We start from the raw sequence: 272 nt of genomic DNA on the forward strand, positions 1-272 counted from the left end.
GCTCAAGCACTGGGGAGCTAATGTTGAGCTGGCAAATAATGCCGAACATGCGCTGCTAATTTGTGAAAATAGAGTTAAAAACAATCAGGGCATGTATGACATAGCTGTATTAGACATGCAAATGCCCGGCATGGATGGCATAGAGTTATGTGAAGTATTAAAAGCGCATGCAGATTACAAACATATGCCATTAGTAATGATGACCAGTATTGCAGGCTTAGAGGGGGCTCAGCGCTATTCTGACGCAGGCTTTCAGGCTTACTTTCCAAAGC

Annotated in this window: 1 protein-coding gene; it reads left to right on the top strand. The window is 43.8% G+C overall.

All coding sequences use genetic code 11. The features are described 5' to 3' along the window. Positions 1 to 272: response regulator (locus AAEY62_RS22410; protein ID WP_350636611.1), on the top strand; the 272-nt coding region annotated here is incomplete at both ends.

The sequence above is a fragment of the Pseudoalteromonas sp. GW168-MNA-CIBAN-0100 genome, assembly GCF_040309225.1.
Lineage (GTDB): Bacteria > Pseudomonadota > Gammaproteobacteria > Enterobacterales > Alteromonadaceae > Pseudoalteromonas > Pseudoalteromonas arctica.